The following is a 17,352-nucleotide window of genomic DNA, read 5'->3' as shown; positions in this document are numbered from 1 at the left end:
CTCACTCCTGCCCGGGCGACAGCGAGGCCAGCACCCTCAACACGGCCCGGCCGTAGGCCGACTCCGCGTCCGGGTCGACCTCGCGGACCTCCTCGTCGCCCGTCCGGACGGTCACCGCCCAGCCACCGGTCACGCTCTCCAGCCCGACGAACCGCTCGCCCAGCAGCTCCCGCAGCTGTGTCTCGCGCGGCATCCAGACCACCTGACGCTGCTCCAGCGAGTCCAGCGCCCACTCGGTGGTGCCGTTGAAGCCGATCACCTGGCCGCCGGGCGTGTCGTGGATCTCCACCACCATGTGGCTGACCACGAAGACCTCGTCGTCCATGTTCCGGTCGGGCAGGACGAACCGGTCTCCGGGCAGGGGGTTCCAGGCCAGTCCGGCCTTGCGCAACTGCTGTGCCAGATCCAGGTCAAGCATGGAACCCCACCTACCCGCCTCAGCTACGAACTTCCGCCACCACGTGCTTCACCGCGTCACCGACCGGGACGTCGACGCTGTCGCCGGTCTTCCGGTCGCGGAACTCCACCACACCCTGGGCCAGGTTCTTGCCCACCACCAGGATCGAGGGCACCCCGATCAGGTCGGCGTCCTTGAACTTGATCCCGGGCGAGACCTTGCCCCGGTCGTCGTACAGCACCCGGACCCCGGCGGCCTCGAGCTCCAGCGACAGCTTCTCGGCCGCCTCGAAGACCGCGTCGTCCTTGCCCTGCTTGCCCTGGGCGAGAACGTGCACGTCGGCCGGGGCCACCTCACGGGGCCAGCACAGCCCCTTCTCGTCCCACGACGCCTCGGCGATCGCGGCCAGGGCCCGGCTGACGCCGATCCCGTACGAGCCCATCGTCACGGTGACCAGCTTGCCGTTCTGGTCCAGCACCTGCAGCCCGAGAGCCTCCGCGTACTTGCGGCCGAGCTGGAAGATGTGGCCGATCTCCAGGCCCCGGGCCAGCGTCAGGCTGCCGTCGGTGCCCTCGGTGGCGCAGACCGGGCAGGGGTCGCCCTCGCGCACGCTGGCGGCCTCGATCGTGCCGTCGGCGGTGAAGTCGCGACCGGCGACCAGGTCGAACACGTGCTTACCGGGCTGGTTGGCACCGGTGATCCAGGCGGTGCCCTCGACCACGCGGGGGTCGAGCAGATAGCGGATGCCGGTCTCCGACTCCGCCCCCAGCGCCTGCGGGCCGATGTAGCCCTTGACCAGGCCGGGGTGCTTGGCGAAGTCGGCCGCCTCGAAGGGCTCGACCTCGGCCGGGGCCAGCGCCGCCTCGAGCCGCTTGACGTCCACGTCGCGGTCACCGGGCACGCCGACGATCAGCGGTTCCCGCTCGCCGGTGGGGTGCACCAGCATGACCACGACGTTCTTCAGCGTGTCGGCGGCGGTGAAGTCGCGGCCGGGGAACATCTCGTTGGCCGCGGCGACCAGCGTCTCGATGGTGGGGGTGTCGGGGGTGTCCTCGACGTGCGCGGCGGGCAGGCCCTCGAGCGCGACGGCGGCCGGCGCGGGAGTGGTCACCGCCTCGGCGTTGGCCGAGTAGTGGCCCAGGGTGCAGCGCACGAACGTGTCCTCACCGATCTCGGTGGGGTGCAGGAACTCCTCGCTGCGGCTGCCGCCCATCGCCCCGGAGGTGGCGGTGACGATCTCGAAGGGCAGGCCCAGGCGGCCGAACGTCTTGATGTAGGCGTTGCGGTGGCGCAGGTAGGAGGCGTCCAGGCCGGCGTCGTCGACGTCGAACGAGTAGCTGTCCTTCATCACGAACTCGCGCCCGCGCAGCAGGCCGGCCCGGGGACGGGCCTCGTCGCGGTACTTGGTCTGGATCTGGTAGAGCGCGACCGGCAGGTCCTTGTACGAGGAGTACAGGTCCTTCACCAGGAGGGTGAACATCTCCTCGTGGGTGGGGCCGAGCAGGAAGTCGTTGCCCCGCCGGTCCTTCAGGCGGAACAGGTTCTCGCCGTACTCGGTCCAGCGGTTGGTCGCCTCGTAGGGCTCCCGGGGCAGCAGCGCCGGGAAGTGCACCTCCTGGAAGCCGGCGGCGTCCATCTCCTCCCGGACGATCCGCTCGACGTTCTGGTACACGCGGTACCCCAGGGGCAGCCAGGAGTAGATACCGGGGGCGGCGCGGCGCACGTACCCGGCGCGCACCAGCAACCGGTGACCCGGCACCTCGGCGTCCGCCGGGTCCTCGCGAAGTGTTCGCAGGAACAGCGACGACATCCGAAGCAGCACGTTGACTCATCCTCCTGATTGATTTCCGGCCAGAGCCGGGAGCCTAGTCCTTCAGGAGGGAGGATCCCGCCACGGTCACCGGGGCGACCAGTGGTTTTCGGGCTTGAGGACGCTGGTGGGCACCGATGCGGGTCAGTTCAGCCGGATCGGGTTCACCACGTCGACCGAGACGGTCAGCAGCGTGAAGGCCCCGAAGATGGCGATGATCACCAACGTCACCGGGATCAGCTTCTCCCGGTCGACCGGGCCCGGGTCGGGCCGCTGCCGGCGCAGGGCCAGCTTGCGGCGGGCCGCCTCGTACCAGCCCACGGCGATGTGCCCACCGTCGAGCGGGGGCAGCGGCAGCAGGTTGAACAGGCCCAGGAACACGTTCAGCCCGGCCAGGATCGACAGGAACGTGGCCGCCCCGTCGATGCCGCTGGTCTCGACGATCTCGCCGCCCAGCCGGCTGGCCCCGACCACGCTGATCGGGTCGTCCTGTGAGCGCTCGGCGCCGAGCAGGGCGTTCCACAGCGAACTGATCTTGCCGGGCAGCTTGGCGATCGCCTCGTAGCCGCGCACGATCGTCTCGCCGGTGGTGGTGAACGCCTGGCCGACGCTGTCGAAGAAGCCCGAGCGCACGTTGTACGTCTCGGTCAGGTTGGTGATGCCGATCGTCGGCGTGGCCACCAGGGTGCTCGCGTCCGCGGCGCCCAGCGGCGGGCGCTGGGTGCTGACCAGGCTGATCTCGGTGGTCTTCTCGGCCCCGTCGCGCAGGTAGGTCAGCGGCACGGCCTCGCCCACCGGCTGCTCGCGCACGGCCTTCTGGAAGGCCGCGTACGAGGTGATCGCGGTTCCGCCGATGCTGGTGATCTCGTCGCCGCGCTGCAGGCCGGCCTGGGCGGCGGGCGAGCGCGGATCGGCGTCGGTGCAGGCCCGCAGGGCGCCCTGCTCGGTGACGTCGTAGGTCGGGATCACGCAGTCGGAGACCCGGCCGACCACGGCGGGGGTCTGGTCGAGCTCCTTCAGGGTCGGGACGCCGAACAGCCAGAACGCCGGGACCAGCAGGAGGATCGCGATCAGCAGGTGCACGATCGAGCCGGCCGCGAGCACCAGGGTGCGCTGCCACAGCGGCTTCTGCCAGAACGCCCGGCCCTGCTGCTCGGTCTCCTCGCTCTCCGGCTCCTCCACCCCCGGCGCCATGCCGATGATGTTGACGAAACCGCCCAGCGGCACGGCCTTGAGGCCGTACTCCGTCTCACCCCGGCGGAACGACCAGACCGTGGGCCCGAACCCGGCGAAGTAGCGGGTCACCCGCATGCCGAAGAGCTTGGCCGTCAGCATGTGCCCGGCCTCGTGCAGACAGACGCTGAGGAGAAGGCCGAGGGCGAACAGGACCACCCCGATCGTGTAGCTCATCCTGGCCGTTACTCCCTGCTGCCCACTGAAGCACCATGCGTTCCACCGGATCGGGGAACGCCCACTTTTATACCTGTCCAGACTGTCGAACCGGTGCACAGGACATTCCGGGTGCCTCTCCATCGACCGGTGTGAACTTCCGGTGGAGGGCCCGTGAGGGTGAGGTGCCCGTGAGGGCTGGTGAGAAGAAGCACCCGCGGGGGACGGCATAATTGGCGCGCCGGGCCGTTCTCTAGGTCTGGACGGCCGGGTCCGATCGGCCGAACGGGCTAGCACACGGGGAAATTTCCTCAAGGAGGCACGGTTCAGGTATGAGCGTCAGTCTGGGTATGCCGAAGGCACCGCCCCCGGTGCTGAACCCGCGCCGCAAGTCCCGCCAGATCCAGGTCGGCAAGGTCGCGGTGGGCGGTGACGCACCCGTCTCGGTGCAGTCGATGACCACCACGCTGACCTCCGACATCAACGCCACGCTGCAGCAGATCGCCGAGCTCACCGCGGCCGGCTGCGACATCGTCCGGGTGGCCTGCCCCAGCCAGGACGACGCCGACGCGCTGCCCGCGATCGCCAAGAAGTCGCAGATCCCGGTAATCGCCGACATCCACTTCCAGCCGAAGTACGTGTTCGCCGCGATCGACGCCGGCTGCGCCGCGGTCCGGGTCAACCCGGGCAACATCCGGCAGTTCGACGACAAGGTCAAGGAGATCGCCAAGGCGGCCGGTGACGCCGGCACCTCGATCCGGATCGGCGTCAACGCCGGCTCGCTGGACAAGCGCCTGCTGGAGAAGTACGGCAAGGCCACCCCCGAGGCCCTGGTCGAGTCGGCGGTCTGGGAGGCCTCGCTGTTCGAGGAGCACGGCTTCCGCGACTTCAAGATCTCGGTCAAGCACAACGACCCGGTGGTCATGGTGCGGGCCTACGAGCTGCTCGCCGAGCGCGGCGACTGGCCGCTGCACCTGGGCGTCACCGAGGCCGGGCCGGCCTTCCAGGGCACGATCAAGTCGGCCGTGGCCTTCGGCCACCTGCTCGGCCAGGGCATCGGCGACACGATCCGGGTGTCGCTGTCCGCCCCGCCGGTCGAGGAGGTCAAGGTCGGCATCCAGATCCTGCAGTCGCTGAACCTGCGCCCGCGCAAGCTGGAGATCGTCTCCTGCCCCTCCTGCGGTCGCGCCCAGGTGGATGTGTACACGCTGGCCGAGCAGGTCACCGCGGGTCTGGAGGGCATGGAGGTGCCGCTGCGGGTGGCCGTCATGGGCTGCGTGGTGAACGGTCCCGGCGAGGCGCGGGAGGCCGATCTGGGAGTAGCCTCCGGCAACGGCAAGGGCCAGATCTTCGTGCGGGGCGAGGTGGTCAAGACGGTGCCCGAGTCGAAGATCGTGGAGACACTGATCGAGGAAGCCATGCGGATCGCCGAGGAGATGGGCGATGATGCGCCCGAGGGCACCCCGCAGGTGAGTGTCAGCTAAGACCTCCAGGTCACTACGTCGGTTGGGGATTGCACGTGCTGCGCTCGGCGCTGAAGGTTCTGGCCAGGGACGACGTCGAAGAGGCCTTGGCGCTGTGCGACCAGGACCCGGTGGCCAACCTGTTCGTGGCGGCGCGGCTGCGCGCGCTGCGCGGTGACCCGCGCCGGCACGGCGGCGAGATCTGGGGCTGGTACGAGGGCGGTTCGATGCGCGCGGCCTGCTGGTCGGGCGCCAACCTGGTGCCGGTCAACGCCGGTGAGCAGGCGGTCGAGGCGTTCGCCTACCGGGCCCGGCGCAGCGGCCGGCAGTGCTCCTCGATCGTCGGGCCGGCGCACATGGTGCTCGGGCTGTGGCAGCACCTGCAGGCCTCGTGGGGCCCGGCCCGCGACATCCGGGCCAACCAGCCGCTGATGGCGATGTCGTCGGCCCCCTCGGTGGAGCCCGACCCGCTGGTGCGCCGCAGTCAGATGTCGGAGCTGGAGCTGCTGGTCCCGGCCTGCGTGGCGATGTTCACCGAGGAGGTCGGCTACTCGCCGGTGGCGGCCGACGGCGGCGCGGTCTACCGGGCCCAGGTCAGCGGGCTGGTCGCGTCCGGCCGCTCGTTCGTGCGGATGGACGACACCGAGGCCGGCCCGGTGGTGGTGTTCAAGGCCGAACTGGGCTCGGTGGTCCCGGAAGCCGTGCAGGTGCAGGGGGTCTGGGTGAACCCGCGCTACCGCGGTCAGGGGGTGGCCGCCCCGGCGATGGCCGCGCTGGTCGAGACGGTGCGGCGGGAGGTGGCGCCGGTGGTGTCGCTGTACGTCAACGGCTACAACACCCGCGCGATCCGGGCCTACGAGCGGGTCGGCTTCCAGACCGTGGGCACCTACGCCACGATCCTGTTCTAGAAAAACTGTTTGAAGACGTCGGTGGGCCTCCTCCGTGGGAGGCCCACCATCGTCCTCAATTCGGTTTGCTTTACAGATCAATGCGCTTACGCGCCTGCTGCCGCGCCCAGGCGTCGGCGGCGAGCACCGCCTCGATGCTCAGCTCCCCCGCCTCGGTGTGGTCGGCCAGCACCGCCTCGACCACCTCGAGGATCTGGTTGAACCCGATCCGCCCGTCGTGGAAGGCCCAGACGCACTCCTCGTTGGCCGCGTTGTAGACCGCGGGGAACGTGCCCGCGCGCCCGCCCGCCTCGCGGGCCAGCCGCACGCCCGGGAAGGCCTCGTCGTCGAGCGGGAAGAACTCCCAGGTGGAGGCCTTGGTCCAGTCCAGGCCGGGGGCGGCCTCGGGCACCCGGTGCGGCCAGCCCAGACCCAGCGCGATGGGCAGGCGCATGTCCGGCGGGGAGCACTGGGCCAGGGTGGAGCCGTCGGTGAACTCGACCATCGAGTGCACGATCGACTGCGGGTGCACCACCACGTCGATCCGCTCGAACGGGATCCCGAAGAGCAGGTGCGCCTCGATCACCTCCAGGCCCTTGTTCACCAGCGTGGCCGAGTTGGTGGTGACCATCAGGCCCATGTCCCAGGTGGGGTGCTTCAGCGCCTCGGCGGGCGTGACCGTGGCCAGGTCGTCGCGGGTGCGGCCGCGGAAGGGCCCGCCGCTGGCGGTGAGCACCAGCCGCCGGACCTCCTCGGCCGTACCTCCGCGCAGGGCCTGGGCCAGCGCCGAGTGCTCCGAGTCGACCGGCACGATCTGGCCCGGGGCAGCGGCCGCGGTGACCAGCTCCCCACCGATGATCAGCGACTCCTTGTTGGCCAGGGCCAGGGTGTGCCCCGCCCCCAGCGCGGCCAGCGTGGGCGCCAGCCCGATCGCGCCGGTGATGCCGTTCAGCACCACGTCGCACGGGCGGGCCGCGAGCTGGGCGGCGGCGTCCGGCCCGGCCAGGATCTCGATGCCGTGGCCGGACCCGGCCTGCTCGGTCAGCGCGGCCTCGAGCTCGGCCTGCTTCGAGGCGTCGCCGAGCGCGACCACCGGCACCCGGAGCCGGGCCGCCTGCTCGGCCAGCAGCCGGACCTGACCGCCCCCGGCGGCCAGGCCGACGATCCGGAACAGCTCCGGGTTGCGCTGGACCACGTCGATCGCCTGGGTCCCGATCGACCCGGTGGAACCCAGAAGCACGACGTCACGACGCTCGAAAGACATGCCGCGCATCCTGCCAGAGGCAGTTACAGGGCTATCCCCACGTACTTCGTCTCCAGGTACTCCTCGATCCCCTCGACCCCGCCCTCGCGGCCGAAGCCGGAGTGCTTGACCCCGCCGAACGGCGCCGCCGGGTTGGACACGATGCCCTGGTTCAGCGCCACCATCCCGGTCTCCAGCCCCTCGGCCACCCGCAGGGCGCGGGAGACGTCGCGGGTGAACACGTAGGCCACGAGGCCGAACTCGGTGTCGTTGGCCATCGCCAGCGCCTCGTCCTCGGAGCCGAACGTGGTGATCGGGGCGACCGGGCCGAAGATCTCCTCGGAGAGCATGCGGGCCCCCGGCTCCACCCCGGTGAGCACGGTGGGCGCGTAGAAGTAGCCCCGCTCCCCCACCGGCGACCCGCCGACCAGCACCTTGGCGCCGCCCTCGACCGCGTCGGCCACCAGCTCGCCCACCTTGTCCCGGGCGCGGGCGTCGACCAGCGGCCCGACGTCCACCCCGGCCTCGATGCCGCGGCCGAGCTTGAGCGCTCCCATCCGCCCGGCCAGGCGGGCGCCGAACTCCTCGGCCACCGAGCGGTGCACCAGGAAACGGTTGGCGGCGGTGCAGGCCTCGCCGATGTTGCGCATCTTGGCCAGCATCGCGCCCTCGACCGCGGCGTCCAGGTCGGCGTCGTCGAACACCAGGAAGGGCGCGTTGCCGCCGAGTTCCATCGAGACCCGCAGCAACTGGGTGGCCGACTGCTCGACCAGCCTGCGCCCGACCGGGGTGGAGCCGGTGAACGACAGCTTGCGCAGCCGGTGGTCACGCAGCAGCGGCTCGATCACCTCGGGGGTGCGCGAGGTGGAGATGACGTTGAGCACGCCGTCGGGCAGGCCGGCCTCGGCCAGCAACCCGGCCAGCGCGTACATCGACAGCGGGGTCTGCGGGGCCGGCTTGACCACCATCGTGCAGCCCGCCGCCACCGCCGGGCCGATCTTGCGGGTGCCCATGGCCAGCGGGAAGTTCCAGGGGGTGATGAAAAGGCACGGCCCGACCGGCTGTTTCATGGTGAGCAGCCGGGTGGCGCCGTTCGGGGCGACCGACCAGCGCCCGGCGATCCGCACCGCCTCCTCGGAGAACCAGCGGAAGAACTCGGCGGCGTAGGCGATCTCGGCCCGCGACTCGGCCAGCGACTTGCCCATCTCCAGGGTCATCAGCAGGGCCAGGTCGTCGGCCCGGTCGATCATCAGCTCGTAGGCCCGGCGCAGGATCTCCCCGCGCTCGCGGGGTGCGGTGGCGGCCCACTCCTTCTGCTTCTCGGCCGCCGCGGTCAGGGCGTCGCGCCCGTCCTCGACCCCGGCGTCGGCGACCTGGGCGATCACCTGGCCGGTGGCCGGGTCCTCCACGTCCATCCGGGCCGCGTTGCCGGCCGGCCGCCACCGGCCGTCGATGAACAGCCCGCCCGGGACGCCGTCGAGGACGGCCGCCTCCTGGGCCGACAGACCCGTCGTCGCGCTCATGTCCCGCTCCTTCGCACCGGTTCGGCCATGGGGAAAGATCCGTCGGAACCCTATGCTGGGCGCATGCCCGACTCCACCCTCCCCCAGTCCGGCGCGGCGCGCGAGGTCACCCAGAAACGGTCGTTGGTCACCGAACTGCCGGGGCCCCGCTCCCGCGAGCTGGCGGCCCGGCGCGATGCGGCGGTGGCCTCGGGGGTGAGCAGCCTGATGCCGGTGTTCGCGGCCCGGGCGGCCGGCGGCATCGTGGTCGACGTCGACGGCAACCACCTGATCGACCTGGGCTCGGGCATCGCCGTCACCACGGTCGGCCACAGCGTGCCGGCGGTCGTGGCGGGGGTGCAGCAGCAGATCGCCGAGTTCAGCCACACCTGCTTCACGATCACCCCCTACGAGGGCTACGTGGCCGTCTGCGAGGCGCTGAACCGGCTCACCCCGGGCGATTTCGAGAAGCGCTCGGCGCTGTTCAACTCCGGCGCCGAGGCGGTGGAGAACGCGGTGAAGATCGCCCGGCGGGCCACCGGCCGCGACACCGTGGTGGTGTTCGACCACGCCTACCACGGCCGCACCAACCTGACCATGGCGATGACCGCCAAGAACATGCCCTACAAGGACGGTTTCGGCCCGTTCGCCGGCGAGGTCTTCCGCGCGCCGATGTCCTACCCGCTGCGGGACCCGCTGGGTTCCGACGGCGCCGCGGCCGCGGCCCGGGCGATCGGCGAGATCGAGAGCCAGGTCGGCGCGAGGCGGGTGGCCTGCCTGGTGATCGAGCCGATCCAGGGTGAGGGCGGGTTCGTCGAGCCGGCCCCGGGTTTCCTGCCCGCCCTGGCCTCCTGGTGCACGGCCAACGGCGTGGTGTTCGTGGCCGACGAGGTGCAGTCGGGGTTCGCCCGCACCGGGCGGATGTTCGCCTCCGAGCACGAGGACCTGGTGCCCGACCTGGTGGTCACGGCCAAGGGCATCGCGGCCGGGATGCCGCTGTCGGCGGTCACCGGGCGCGCCTCGATCATGGACGCGGCGCACGCCGGCGGCATCGGCGGCACCTACACGGGTAACCCGGTCTCCTGCGCGGCCGCGCTGGCCGCGATCGCCACCATCGAGGACGAGGGGCTGATGGAGACCGGCCGGCGCCTGGGCGAGCGGCTGCGTGCCTTCCTGCTCGAACTGCAGCAGAAGTTCCCCGAAATCGGAGACGTCCGTGGGCGCGGAGCGATGCAGGCGATCGAACTCGTGGTTCCCGGCTCCCTGGAACCCGACGCGGCGCTGGCCGGCCGTCTGGCCCGGTACTGCCACGAGCGCGGGGTGATCACGCTGACCTGCGGAACCTACGGCAACGTGATCCGGTTCCTGCCGCCGGTGACGATCGGCGACGAACTGCTCGACGACGCACTGGCCGTGCTGGCCGAGGCTTTCGAGGTGGTCCGGTGAAACTCGACCGTGAGCGGCTACGTCAGTTGCAGGCCCAGGAAGAGGAACGGTTCGCCCGCGAGCGGCCACGCTCGCAGGGGCTGGCCGAGCAGGCGCGTGAGCACCTGACCGGGGGCGTGCCGATGTCCTGGATGGTCAAGTGGCCCGGACCCTTCCCGGTGTTCGTGGAAGAGGCCCAGGGCGCCCACTTCACCTGCGCCGACGGCATCGACCACGTGGACCTGTGCCTGGGCGACACCGGCGCGATGTGCGGGCACTCCCCGGCCGCCACCGTGGCCGCGGTGCGCGAGCAGGTGGTCCGGGGCATCACCTCGATGCTGCCCACGGCCGACGCGGCGATCGCGGCGGGCGAGCTGAGCCGGCGCTTCGGCCTGCCGCAGTGGCAGTTCACGCTGACCGCGACCGACGCCAACCGCCACGTGATCCGCTACGCCCGGCACCTCACCGGCCGCGCCAAGGTGGTGGTGATCGACTACTGCTACCACGGCACGGTCGACGAGACCTTCGCCGTGCTCTCCCCCGAGGGCACCACGGTCTCCCGCCCGGGCAACATCGGTGCCCCGGTGCCGCTGGACCAGACCACGGTGGTGGTCCCGTTCAACGACCTGGCCTCGATGGAGGCCGCCCTGGCCGGTGGTGACATCGCCGCCGTCCTGCTCGAGCCGGCCATGACCAACATCGGCATCGTGCTGCCCGAACCCGGCTACCACGAGGCACTTCGGGCCCTCACCCGGCGCTACGGCACCCTGCTGGTGATCGACGAGACGCACACCCTGTGCGCCGGCCCGGGCGGCTGCACCGGCGCCTGGCAGCTGGAGCCCGACGTGGTCGTGGTGGGCAAGACCATCGGCGGCGGCATCCCGGCCGCCGCCTTCGGCCTGACCAGCGAGATCTCGGCGCGGGTGCAGGCCTCGGTCGAGCTGCCGGACATCGACGTGGGCGGGGTCGGCGGCACCCTGGCGGGCAACGCCCTGTCGATGGCCGCGGTCCGGGCCACGCTCACCCAGGTCCTCACCGACGACGTGTTCGCGGGCATGGAGGTGCTGGCCGAGCGCTGGGCCGACGGGGTGCAGGGAGTGCTCGACGAGTTCGGCGTGCCCTGGCACGTGACCCGGCTGGGCTGCCGGGCCGAGTACGCGTTCTCGCCGCAGCCTCCGCGCACCGGTGGCGAGGCGGCCGCCTCGGACGACTTCGAGCTGCAGCAGTACCTGCACCTGCAGGCCCTGAACCGGCGCGTGCTGCTCACCCCGTTCCACAACATGGCCCTGATCAGCCCGGCCACCACCGAGGCCGACGTGGACCAGCACACCGTCGCGTTCCGTGAGGCGGTGCAGGCCCTCTTCGGCTGATCTCACCGAGGATGACCACAGCAGCCCCTGGAAGCCCCTGATTCCACCGTCCGCGTCCGCCTCCATCCACTGGTTGTGACGAAAAGGTGGCCGTTCAGTCGATCCACCGGCGCGGGGCACGAGTGGAAAGCTGCCGAGCAGTAACCAGCAGAGGCTACAACCCACGGCCGCTGCGTCACCCTCTCCCCCAGGGGTTCTTCGAAGATGCCAAGTTCGTCCGTCCCGTCGGCCCGGCGCGGTGCGATGGTCACCGACGACGGGCCGTGCCTCCGGCCGATCCAGCCGCAGCAGTTCCCCGGTGGGCTGCACGCGGCCTCGGCCGAGGCCGCTCGGCGTCTGCAGCAGGCCGCGGTGCGCCGCATCGTCACCACCGGCGGACCGGAGATCGTCTTCCAGCCCCAGCTGTCGCTCTCCCGGATGACGGTGGAGGGTTACGAGGCGCTCGCCCGCTTCCCCGAGACGCCGTTCCAGGGCCCGGAGAACTGGTTCAACCGGGCCCACGAGCTCGGTCTGGGTGTGGAGCTGGAGGTTTCGGCGGTGCAGCGGGCCCTGGGCCGGCTGCGCGAACGTCCGGCCGACACCACCGTGGCGGTCAATGTCTCCCCCGCCGTGCTGATCAGCCCCGCCCTGTCTGCGGTGCTGCCGAGCGACCTGCACGGCGTCGAGATCGAGCTGACCGAGCACGAGTGGCGCACCGGCGCCGCTGCCCTGCGCCGTAGGCTCGACCACCTGCGCGAGCGCGGCGCCCGCGTGGCGATCGACGACGTGGGGGCGGCCCACTCGGGGCTGCGACGGGTGATGGACCTGGCCCCGGACAAGCTGAAGCTCGACCGGGCACTGGTGCAGGGAGTGGCGAACAGCTCGGCGAAGGCGGCCCTGGTGCGGGCCGTGGTCGACCTGGCCGAGCAGATCGGAGCCACGGTCTGCGCCGAGGGGGTGGAGAACCTCGACGACCTGGAGGCCGTGGCCGACCTGGACGTGGCCTGCGCCCAGGGCTGGGCGGTCGGCATGCCGGCCGGGCACTTCGCCGAGGCCGAGCCCTCGGCGGTGCGCTCGGCGCAGGACCGGCTCGCGGTGATGCTCCGCGGCGGCCCGCCCCGATCCCTCCGCTGCGCGGCCACCCCCGCCACGGGCGACATTGCGGCACCTCTATCTGGCACTTCGGGGGCCCACGCTCCGGCGCCCGGCGCACCCGAGGTCAGGCCTCCGGCGACCGGCGCGGCAACTTCGCCGACGTCGGCAGCTGCAGCCCGGGCCGATCTGGTGCTGGATGCCGAGCCCACCAAGCCCACCAAGCCCATCGAGCCCACCGAGCCCGTGGCCCAGCCGGTGAAGCAGCCGGCCCCCTTACTGCCCCCCGACCGGCTGGTCCACGACGTGGACGACCTGCTCACCCACCTCACCACCGTGACCGGCCTGCCCGAGCTGCACACCCTGGTCAGTGGGTGCGCCGCCGTCCTGGGTGCGGAAACCCTGGTGCTGAGCGTGCTCTCGGCCGACGGCACCACCCTCTCGTCGGCGCCCACCCGCAGCCGCCCCTCCGCGTACGGCGAGTCGTTCCCGCTCGCCGGATTCCCGCTGACCCGCGACTGTCTCGAGGGCCGCTCGGTGGTGCCGGTCTACCGCGAGCCGAGCGCCGTCACCGACCCGGGTGAGCAGGCCGAGCGGGGGCTGCTGCAGCTGCTGGGTTTCCAGACCGTGCTGATGGTGCCGGTGATCAGCCGCGACCGGGTGATCGGGCTGCTGGAGTGCTTCCGGCCCGACCTGGCACCCTGGTCGCGCCGGCAGATCCGCTCGGCCCGCACCGTCGCCGCCATGCTCGGCCCGGTGCTCGACGGGCTCCTCCCTTCCTGAGCAGGCTTTTTCAGTGTCCGAGCAGCGGCGCCATCAGCCGGGCCGCCACCGAGGGCCGTGAGGTGAGGCGTTCTTCGGCGTCGGCCGCCGTCATCGCCCGCAGCCCGGCGTTGGTGCCCAGCCAGCGCAGTGGCTCGGGCTCCCAGTTGCGCGAGCGGTGCCCCACCCAGGGCAGGTGCACCAGGTCGGTGTCGCGCTCCAGCACCAGGTCGGCCAGGGTGCGCCCGGCCAGGTTGGTGGTGGACAGCCCGTCGCCCACGTAGCCCCCGGCCCAGCCGACGCCCGAGGCGCGGTCCAGGCCGACCGAGGCCTTCCAGTCGCGGGCGATCCCGAGCGGCCCGCCCCAGCCGTGGGTGAAGTTGAACCCCCGCAGCTGTGGGAGCAACCCGTTCAGGGTACGGCGCAGCGCTGCGAAGACCCGTGGATCACGGTCGAAGTCCGGGTCGATCCGGGAACCGAAATGGTAAGGCGCACCGCGCCCACCGAAGGCGATCCGATCGTCCATCGTTCTCTGCCCGTAGATGACCAGGTGCCGGGCGTCGGTGAAGGTCTCACCGCGTTCCAGGCCGACCTGGGCCCAGAACTCGGCGGGCAGCGGTTCGGTGGCGACCATCAGCGAGTAGATCGGGGCGATCGCCCGGTGGCTTCCCGGCAGCTGTGACGTCCAGGCCTCGGTGGCCCGGACGACGTGCTCGGCACGCACGCGGCCCTGGGCCGTACGCACCACCGGACCGCCCGGGCCGCCCGGACCGCGTGGTTCGATGGCCAGGGCCGGGGTCTGTTCCAGCACCCGGCCGCCGAGCCGCTCGACCACCTCGGCCAGACCGCGCACCAGCAGCGCCGGCTGCAGGCGGGCGCAGTGCGGCGTGTAGCCGGCCCCGAGCACCCCACCGGCCCGCAGGCGCTCGGCGGTCTGCGCCTCGCTCCATTCCTCGTAACCGTCGATCCCGTCGAGCTTCTGGTCGGCCTCGACGGCTTCGCGTACCCGCTGGAGCTGCACCTGCGAGCGGGCCAGCTCGATCGTGCCGCCCTGCCGGTAGTGACAGTCGATGCCCTCGGCCTCGGCCACCCGGCCCACCTCGGTCACCGTCTGGTTCATCGCCCGGCGCATGGCCAGGGCCTGGTCCAGACCGTGCTCGCGGGCCATCGCCGAGACCCCCGAGGGGAACAGGGCCGAGCACCAGCCCCCGTTGCGCCCACTGGCCCCGAACCCGGCGATCTGCGCCTCGAGCACCACGACCCGCAGCGAGGGGTCGGCCCTGAGCAGGTAGTAGGCCGTCCAGAGACCGGTCAGGCCGCCGCCCACGATGCAGACGTCGACGTCCAGGTCACCTTCCAGCGCGTCCCGGGGGGTCAGCGGATCCCCGGCCGCCGCGGCCTGGTCGAACCACAGCGACACGTCCTGGTAGTTCACGAGCGGCCCTCCGGCCAGGTGGCCAGCGCTTCCGGCACAGCCGGATCGCCCGGCAGACCGGGCGCGGTGATCGGGGTGCCCCAGGAGTGGTGCAGGGGTACGACACCTCCCCAGACCTCCCGGTCGAAGTCTTCCGACGCGTCTTCCGGTTCGTTCTTCGCCGACACCTTGAGCGACCACTCGGTGAGCGGAAGGGCCAGGACCGACGTGGCCGCCAGTTCCTTGGCCGACGGGGTGCGGGCCTGGGTCATGCCCGGCATCAGGGCCTCGGCCAGAACCGCGAGCCCCCGCTCCTTCTCCTCGCCCTCCAGCGCCCGGTAGGCCCCGAAGAGCATGGCGCTGCGGTAGTTCATCGACGACTCGAACTGGCTGCGGGCCACCACCACCCCGTCCAGCAGGGTGATGGTGGTGCAGGTCTCGACGCCGGTGGCCAGGAACCGGAAGGCCTGGGAGGCGTTGGAACCGTGGATCAGCAGGCGGTCGCCGTCACGCGCCGTCCCGACCGGCACCACCGCCAGCCGGCCCGGGGCGGGCACCGCGACGTGCGCGACCAGGGCCGCGTCGAGCACCTGGTCGAGCACCTCGCGGTCGGTGACCTGCTTGCCCGGGATCCGCCGGACGGTGGTTCGGAGTCGTTCTCTCACAGCTGGTTCCAGGCCTCCGTGAGCACCCCGCGCAGGATGCCCTCGATCTCGTCGAAGTCGGCCGGGCCCAGGGTGAGCGGCGGCGAGAGCTGGATCACCGGGTCGCCCCGGTCGTCGGCCCGGCAGTACAGACCCGCCTCGAACAGGGCCTTGGACAGGAAACCGCGCAGCAGGCGCTCGGACTCGTCCTCGTCGAAGGTGGTCCGGGTGTTCTTGTCCTTCACCAGCTCGATGCCGTAGAAGAAGCCCTCACCGCGCACGTCGCCGACGATCGGCAGGTCGAGCAGCCGCTCCAGGGTGGCCCGGAACACCGGGCCGTTGGTGCGGACGTTCTCGAGCAGCCCCTCGTTCTCGAACAGGTCGAGGTTGGCCAGGGCCACCGCCGAGGAGACCGGGTGCCCGCCGAAGGTGTAGCCGTGCGGGAAGTAGTTCGCGCCGTCCTTGAACGGCTCGAACAGCCGGTCGCTGGCGATCATCGCCCCGATCGGCGAGTAGCCGCTGGTCATGCCCTTGGCACAGGTGATGATGTCGGGCACGTAGCCCATCTCGGAGCAGGCGAACATGCCGCCGACCCGGCCGAACGCGCAGATCGTCTCGTCCGAGACCAGCAGCACGTCGTACTGGTCGCAGATCTCGCGCACCCGCTCGAAGTAGCCCGGGGGCGGCGGGAAGCAGCCACCGGCGTTCTGCACCGGCTCCAGGAACACCGCCGCCACGGTGTCGGGGCCCTCGAACTCGATCGCCTCGGCGATCCGGTCGGCGGCCCAGCGGCCGAACTGCTTGGGATCGCCGCGCAGGTCGTCGGCGGCCCGGTAGATGTTGGTGTTGGGCACCCGGAAGGCGCCGGGCACCAGCGGCTCGAACATCTGCTTCAGACCGGGGATCCCGGTGATCGACAGGGCGCCCTGGGTGGTGCCGTGGTACGCGATCGACCGCGAGATCACCTTGGTCTTCAGCGGCTTGCCGCTGAGCTTCCAGAACTGCTTGGCCAGCTTCCAGGCGCTCTCCACCGCCTCACCGCCGCCGGTGGTGAAGAAGACCCGGTTCAGGTCGCCCGGCGCGTAGTGGGCCAGCCGCTCGGCCAGCTCGATCGCCGGCGGGGTGGCGTAGGACCAGAGCGGGAAGTAGGCCAGCTCCCGGGCCTGGCGGGCGGCGGCCTCGGCGAGCTCCTCGCGGCCGTGCCCGGCCTGCACCACGAACAGCCCGGCCAGACCGTCGATGTAGCTGCGCCCGTTCGAGTCGAAGATGCGGTGCCCCTCGCCGCGCACGATCACCGGAACCGGGTCGGGCTCGGGCCCGAAATAGCCCGAGTGGCGGGTGAAGTGCAGCCAGAGGTTGTCGCGGGCCTTCTCCTGGAGGGCCTGCGTCAGCGCGTCCTGCGGCGGGATCGTCGGGTTCTCGGGCGTCGTGGTCATCGGGTACCCCAGTTGTAGAGCTGCTTGCGGAGCTTGAGATAGACGAACGTCTCGGTGGTCCGGACCCCGGACAGCGCCCGGATCCGCCGGCTCACCAGTTCCAGCAGGTGGTCGTCGTCCTCACAGACCACCTCGACCAGCAGGTCGAACGAGCCCGCGGTGACCACCACGTAGTCCACCTCGGTCATCGCCGACAGTTCGTCGGCGACCGACTCGATCTCCCCGTCGACGGTGACGCCGATCATCGCCTGCCGGGTGAAACCGACCTGCAGAGGATCGGTGACGGCCACGATCTGCATGACCCCGTGGTCGAGCAGACGCTGCACGCGCTGCCGGACCGCCGCCTCGGAAAGGCCCACGGCCTTGCCGATCGCGGCGTAGGGACGGCGGCCGTCCTCCTGCAGCTGCTCGATGATCTGCTTCGAGGTCTCGTCCAGCGGCTGGGAGGCGTTCGGCCGGCCGGCCGGCCGCACGAGTTTGCGCGTCACCCCGTGATCCTTACCCCTCACCTGCGGCATTGACAATAGATTTCGTTGTTT

General features: G+C 71.3%; 14 protein-coding genes. 5 read left to right on the top strand and 9 right to left on the bottom strand.

Annotated elements, in window-relative coordinates; all coding sequences use genetic code 11:
- Position 1: 1 nt before the first annotated feature.
- From QSK18_RS16060 to QSK18_RS16050, 3 genes are all read right to left on the bottom strand, one after another.
- Positions 2 to 418 carry a pilus assembly protein CpaE gene (locus QSK18_RS16060; RefSeq protein ID WP_232813504.1) on the bottom strand — a complete coding sequence of 139 codons (417 nt, stop codon included), beginning with the start codon at positions 416 to 418 and terminating at the stop codon, positions 2 to 4.
- Between the two features lie 19 nt (positions 419 to 437).
- Positions 438 to 2,219 (bottom strand): proline--tRNA ligase, encoded by a 1,782-nt coding sequence (locus tag QSK18_RS16055; protein ID WP_285619973.1) that lies wholly within the window; start codon positions 2,217 to 2,219, stop codon positions 438 to 440.
- Positions 2,220 to 2,351: 132 nt separating this feature from the next.
- The gene (locus QSK18_RS16050) at positions 2,352 to 3,617 is read right to left on the bottom strand and encodes a M50 family metallopeptidase (protein ID WP_232813506.1); all 1,266 of its coding nucleotides are present in this window, start codon (positions 3,615 to 3,617) and stop codon (positions 2,352 to 2,354) included.
- Positions 3,618 to 3,928: 311 nt separating this feature from the next.
- Between QSK18_RS16050 and ispG the strand changes: the two genes are divergently transcribed.
- A complete protein-coding gene (gene ispG / locus QSK18_RS16045; protein WP_232813507.1) occupies positions 3,929 to 5,080 on the top strand; it encodes a flavodoxin-dependent (E)-4-hydroxy-3-methylbut-2-enyl-diphosphate synthase in 1,152 nt (383 codons plus the stop codon).
- 35 nt (positions 5,081 to 5,115) lie between these two features.
- Complete coding sequence (locus QSK18_RS16040) at positions 5,116 to 5,967, top strand: GNAT family N-acetyltransferase (RefSeq protein WP_232813508.1); 852 nt, start codon at positions 5,116 to 5,118, stop codon at positions 5,965 to 5,967.
- 70 nt (positions 5,968 to 6,037) lie between these two features.
- Here the strand turns inward: QSK18_RS16040 and dxr are convergent, their stop codons facing one another.
- Together dxr and QSK18_RS16030 are read right to left on the bottom strand one after the other, a co-directional pair.
- Positions 6,038 to 7,210: a 1-deoxy-D-xylulose-5-phosphate reductoisomerase gene (dxr, locus tag QSK18_RS16035; protein ID WP_285619969.1), complete on the bottom strand. Its 1,173-nt coding sequence runs from the start codon at positions 7,208 to 7,210 to the stop codon at positions 6,038 to 6,040.
- Positions 7,211 to 7,233: 23 nt separating this feature from the next.
- On the bottom strand, positions 7,234 to 8,712 hold the full coding sequence (locus QSK18_RS16030; protein ID WP_285619966.1) for an NAD-dependent succinate-semialdehyde dehydrogenase: 1,479 nt from the start codon (positions 8,710 to 8,712) through the stop codon (positions 7,234 to 7,236).
- A 63-nt stretch (positions 8,713 to 8,775) separates the two neighbouring features.
- Between QSK18_RS16030 and gabT the strand changes: the two genes are divergently transcribed.
- From gabT to QSK18_RS16015, 3 genes are all read left to right on the top strand, one after another.
- A complete protein-coding gene (gene gabT, locus QSK18_RS16025; RefSeq protein ID WP_285619964.1) occupies positions 8,776 to 10,137 on the top strand; it encodes a 4-aminobutyrate--2-oxoglutarate transaminase in 1,362 nt (453 codons plus the stop codon).
- Complete coding sequence (locus QSK18_RS16020) at positions 10,134 to 11,486, top strand: aspartate aminotransferase family protein (RefSeq protein ID WP_285619962.1); 1,353 nt, start codon at positions 10,134 to 10,136, stop codon at positions 11,484 to 11,486. The genes gabT and QSK18_RS16020 overlap by 4 nt, the downstream gene beginning before the upstream one ends.
- Before the next feature lie 204 nt (positions 11,487 to 11,690).
- A complete protein-coding gene (locus QSK18_RS16015; RefSeq protein WP_285619960.1) occupies positions 11,691 to 13,340 on the top strand; it encodes an EAL domain-containing protein in 1,650 nt (549 codons plus the stop codon).
- Between the two features lie 10 nt (positions 13,341 to 13,350).
- Here the strand turns inward: QSK18_RS16015 and QSK18_RS16010 are convergent, their stop codons facing one another.
- Genes QSK18_RS16010 through QSK18_RS15995 form a run of 4 tightly spaced genes read right to left on the bottom strand, consistent with a single transcriptional unit; the run spans position 13,351 to position 17,301 of the window.
- The gene (locus QSK18_RS16010) at positions 13,351 to 14,754 is read right to left on the bottom strand and encodes an NAD(P)/FAD-dependent oxidoreductase (protein ID WP_285619957.1); all 1,404 of its coding nucleotides are present in this window, start codon (positions 14,752 to 14,754) and stop codon (positions 13,351 to 13,353) included.
- Positions 14,751 to 15,398, bottom strand: coding sequence for a pyridoxamine 5'-phosphate oxidase family protein (locus QSK18_RS16005; RefSeq protein ID WP_232813515.1), 648 nt, complete (start codon positions 15,396 to 15,398; stop codon positions 14,751 to 14,753). Before QSK18_RS16005 ends, QSK18_RS16010 begins: the two co-directional genes overlap by 4 nt.
- Positions 15,395 to 16,813 (bottom strand): aspartate aminotransferase family protein, encoded by a 1,419-nt coding sequence (locus QSK18_RS16000; protein ID WP_285619954.1) that lies wholly within the window; start codon positions 16,811 to 16,813, stop codon positions 15,395 to 15,397. Before QSK18_RS16000 ends, QSK18_RS16005 begins: the two co-directional genes overlap by 4 nt.
- On the bottom strand, positions 16,810 to 17,301 hold the full coding sequence (locus QSK18_RS15995; RefSeq protein WP_232813517.1) for an Lrp/AsnC family transcriptional regulator: 492 nt from the start codon (positions 17,299 to 17,301) through the stop codon (positions 16,810 to 16,812). Before QSK18_RS15995 ends, QSK18_RS16000 begins: the two co-directional genes overlap by 4 nt.
- Positions 17,302 to 17,352: the final 51 nt, after the last annotated feature.

Origin of the sequence: Kineosporia sp. NBRC 101677, from assembly GCF_030269265.1 — a bacterium.
GTDB lineage: Bacteria > Actinomycetota > Actinomycetes > Actinomycetales > Kineosporiaceae > Kineosporia > Kineosporia rhizophila.
Note: the sequence above shows the minus strand (reverse complement) of the source record. Positions and strands in the feature narration are given on the sequence as shown.